The organism is Luteibacter sp. (assembly GCF_051958795.1).
GTDB lineage: Bacteria > Pseudomonadota > Gammaproteobacteria > Xanthomonadales > Rhodanobacteraceae > Luteibacter.
Window position 1 is genome coordinate 1 of sequence record NZ_JBQCFT010000164.1, and the last position, 3,953, is coordinate 3,953.

Annotated in this window: 3 protein-coding genes and 1 pseudogene; 1 reads left to right on the forward strand and 3 read right to left on the reverse strand. The window is 65.0% G+C overall.

Annotated features, from left to right (window positions below):
* Window positions 1-694, forward strand: a 694-nt coding sequence (locus ACTHLF_RS08580) for an amidase family protein (RefSeq protein WP_440326581.1), incomplete at its 5' end; no start/stop codon positions are given.
* A gap of 154 nt (window positions 695-848) precedes the next feature.
* On the opposite strand, the gene ACTHLF_RS08585 is transcribed toward ACTHLF_RS08580, so the two are convergent.
* The 3 genes and pseudogenes from ACTHLF_RS08585 to ACTHLF_RS08595 form a co-directional block, all read right to left on the reverse strand.
* Window positions 849-1,721: a UTP--glucose-1-phosphate uridylyltransferase gene (locus ACTHLF_RS08585; protein WP_440326582.1), complete on the reverse strand. Its 873-nt coding sequence runs from the start codon at window positions 1,719-1,721 to the stop codon at window positions 849-851.
* The gene (locus ACTHLF_RS08590) at window positions 1,718-3,616 is read right to left on the reverse strand and encodes a polysaccharide biosynthesis protein (RefSeq protein WP_440326584.1); all 1,899 of its coding nucleotides are present in this window, start codon (window positions 3,614-3,616) and stop codon (window positions 1,718-1,720) included. Before ACTHLF_RS08590 ends, ACTHLF_RS08585 begins: the two co-directional genes overlap by 4 nt.
* Window positions 3,603-3,953, reverse strand: a pseudogene (locus tag ACTHLF_RS08595) (glycosyl transferase family 4); the annotation flags it as partial. The pseudogene ACTHLF_RS08595 and the gene ACTHLF_RS08590, both read right to left, overlap by 14 nt.

The following is a 3,953-nucleotide window of genomic DNA, read 5'->3' on the forward strand; positions in this document are numbered from 1 at the left end:
GGCGCGACAGCTCGCCGGTATCGAACCCAATGCCGATGCGGCGCTGGAAAAGACGATCGCGCTGCTGAAAGCCAAGGGCGCCACGGTGGTCGATAACGTGGAGATCCCGCACCTCAAGGAGCTCAGCGAGAACGAGCTCGACGTGATGCTCTACGAGTTCAAGCACGACATCGCCGCCTATCTCGCGACGCGCCCGAACCAGCCGATGAAGACGCTTGCCGACCTCATCGCGTTCAACGATGCGCACAAGGAGCAGGAGATGCCGTGGTTCGGCCAGGAGCTGTTCCTGATGGCCGAGCAGAAAGGCGGGCTGGACGATCCGAAGTACAAGACCATCGTCGAGAAGAACAAGCGCCTCGCCGGCCCCGAAGGCATCGATGCCGCGCTGGCGAAGGATCATCTGGATGCGTTGCTCGCCCCGAGCTGGGGCCCGGCCTTCGTCAACGACCTGGTACTCGGCGACCACGTGGTCAGCGGCGACCCGACCGTCGGCGGCGTCTCGGCACCGGCCGCCATCGCCGGCTACCCCTCGATCACCTTACCCGTCGATTTCGCCCACGAGCTGCCGGTAGGCGTGGTGTTCTTCGGCGCGAAGTGGAGCGAGCCGACGTTGATCGGCATCGCGTACGGCGTGGAGCAAAAAGCCAACGCCTTCCGCCGACCGAAGTTCCTGCCGACGCTGCCGACGCGCTGAAAGTAGGAGCCCACCCTGTGGGCGACATCTTTCGCGACATGGCAACACGGCCTGCGGCGCGTCCGCGAAAGGCGTCGCCCTCAGGGTGGGCTCCTACGAGATGGCCAACACTGCCATGGAAAAAAAAGCCCCGGTCAATGCCGGGGCTTTTTCCTTACATCGCAGCGTACTCGCGAACAATTGGCGCCAGCTTTGGATCTTCCAGAGCCATCGCCAGGGTCGCGCGGACCAGGCCGGCCTTGTTGCCGCAGTCGAAGCGCGTGCCTTCGAACTTGTACGACAGCACCTGGCCCTTGTCCTTCAGCAGGTTCTCGATCGCGTCGGTCAGCTGGATCTCACCGCCCGCACCGGCGCGCGTCCGCTCCAGGAAACCGAAGATCTCGCGCGGCAGCACGTAGCGGCCGACCACGGCGAGGTTCGACGGCGCATCGGCCGGCTTCGGCTTCTCGACCATGTGCTCGATGCGGCCAGCGCGGTCGCTGATCTCTTCGCTGAGCTTAACCACGCCGTACTTGTCGGTGTCCTTCTCCGGCACTTCTTCCACGGCGATGACGCCCGCGTGCTGCTTGTAAGCCAGGTCGGACATCTGTCCCAGGGCGCCACGGCCCTTCGTCCAGATAAGGTCATCCGGCAGCATCACGCCGAAATATTCTTCGTTGACCACCGCCTTCGCGCGCAGCACCGCATCGCCCAGGCCCAGCGCTTCCGGCTGGGTCACGAAGACGCAGCGGACGCGGGGCGGCAGGATGCCACGCAGGATGCCGAGCAGCTCTTCCTTGTTCTTCTCCGCGAGCTTTTCTTCCAGCTCGTACGCCTTGTCGAAGTAATCGGCGATGGCGTGCTTGTAGCGGTTGGTGACGAACACCAGCGTGTCGGCTCCAGCATCGACGGCCTCGTCCACGGCGTACTGGATGAGCGGGCGGTCGAGTACCGGGAGCATCTCCTTGGCTACCACCTTGGTCGCAGGAAGGAAGCGCGTACCGAGGCCAGCCACCGGAAATACTACCGTGCGCAGGGGTTGGGTCATGCGATGTCTCCACTTTCGTTACGGCGAAGCGGCAGCACGTTACCCATCTGCGGCTCGCTCCAGCGGAACGAAGGCAACAGCTGGGACACGCACCGACGCAGGGTTTCTTCATCAAACGCCCATACGGCCTCTTCGGCACGGGCGAGCTGCGTCTGCAGCAGGTCCCACGACACCTGGCGGTGCTGGGCCTGGAAGATCTTGGCGTGGGTGGTGCTGGTGTAGTTCTCGAGCGGATGGAACAGCTCTTCGAACAGCTTCTCGCCTGAACGCAGGCCCGTATACACAATCTGGATATCCGACCCGGGGCGTTTGCCGGCCAGGCGGATCATCTGCTCCGCAAGGTCGCGGATCTTCACCGGATCGCCCATGTCGAGCGCGAAGATCTCACCGCCCTTGCCCAGCGTGGCCGCCTGCAGGATCAGCTGGCAGGCCTCGGGAATCGTCATGAAGTAGCGCGAGATCTCCGGGTGGGTAATGGTGACCGGACCGCCCTGGCGGATCTGGCGGCGGAACAGCGGCACGACCGAGCCGGCCGAGTCCAGCACGTTACCGAACCGCACGGTGATAAAACGTGTCGCCGTATGCGCTGCGAGGTTCTGGCACCAGATCTCCGCCATGCGCTTGCATGCGCCCATCACCGAGGTCGGGTTCACCGCCTTGTCGGTGGAAATAAGGACGAAGGCCTCCGCCCCGCAACGCACCGCCGCGTCGGCGACCACGCGGGTGCCGAGCACGTTATTGCGGAACGCTTCGCGCAGCTGGCCCTGCAGCATGGGCACGTGCTTGTACGCCGCGGCATGGAACACGATCTGCGGCTGGGTTTCCTCGAAGAGGCGGTTCACCGCCACCGATTCGCGGGCGTCGGTGAGCACGCCGTTGAAGATGAGTTCCGGGTACGCCGAAGTAAGCTCCTGGCCGATCCGGTACAGGTTGTACTCGGACATCTCGACCACGGTGAGCGACGCAGCGCCGAGACGGGCCACCTGGCGGCACAGTTCCGAACCGATCGAACCGCCACCGCCGGTCACCAGGACGCGGCGCCCGCTGATGGTTTCGCGGATGGCCGTCCAGTCGAGTTCCACGGCGTCGCGACCCAGCAGGTCCTCGATCGCGACTTCCTTGATCTCATTGAACTGCGCACGCCCCGCGACCACGTCTTCAAGACGCGGCACCGTGCGGAACGGCAAGCCGGTGCTTTCGCAGAACGCGACGATCCGGCGCATCTGCGCGGTGGTGGCACCGGGGACGGCGATGAGCAGCATCTGCACCGCGACGGCGCGGGAGAGTTCGGCCAGCTGGTCGACGGTGCCCAGCACCGGGACGCCGCCGATCTGCGCACCGCGCAGGGCGAGGTTATCGTCGACGAAACCGATGACGCTGTAACGGCTGTCACGGCGCAGGTCGCGCGCAAGCGCATCGCCGGCGCGGTCGGCGCCGACGATCAGCACGCGCTTGGTCGGCACCGACTGGAACAGGTCGATACGGCTGTCCTTCCAGAAGCGGTAGCTGAGCCGGGGCAACCCGAGCAGCACCACGAGCACCACCGGGTAGACCAGCAGGACGGAGCGCGGCACGCCGTCGAGGCGCGCGTACATCACCATGGCCAGGCCGATGATCAGCGAGCCGATCACCGTGGCCTTGATGATGTTCCAGAGATCCGGGAGGCTGGCGAAGCGCCACACGCCCTTGTACAGGCCCGTCCAGTTAAAGACCGCGCCCTGCACCAGCAGGACCAGCGGGAATTCCATGGGCAGGTAGGACACCGGGGCGGAATCGGGCATCAGCGCATAGCGCAGCGATTTCGCGATCCACCAGGCAAAGGCCGCCATCGCCAGGTCGTGTGCCACGACGGCGGTGCGGGGGTGGATGATGCCAATGAACTTACGCAGAAACATGTCGCTCCCTTCGACGCAAGCACGACCGCTTGCCAGTACGCCAGACCGCTGCCCCCAACAGGTAGGCCAGCCCGCAACACACGGGCGCCACCGCCGGATGGCGGAGCGCGATCCATGCGCCGGGCACACAAATGGCGAGGTTCCATACCAGGTAGCCCCCTGCTACCCGCGTATGGCTTAGCCCCCGCCTTACGAGCCATTGATAGAGGTGCTCGCGGTGTGGAGTGTACCAGCGCGCACCGCGCAGAATTCGCACGAGCAGCGTCAAAGTCGCGTCGATGACGAAGGCCGACGACAGGATCAGTTCAGGCCAAAGCAGGTCGGTTCGCCACGCCCA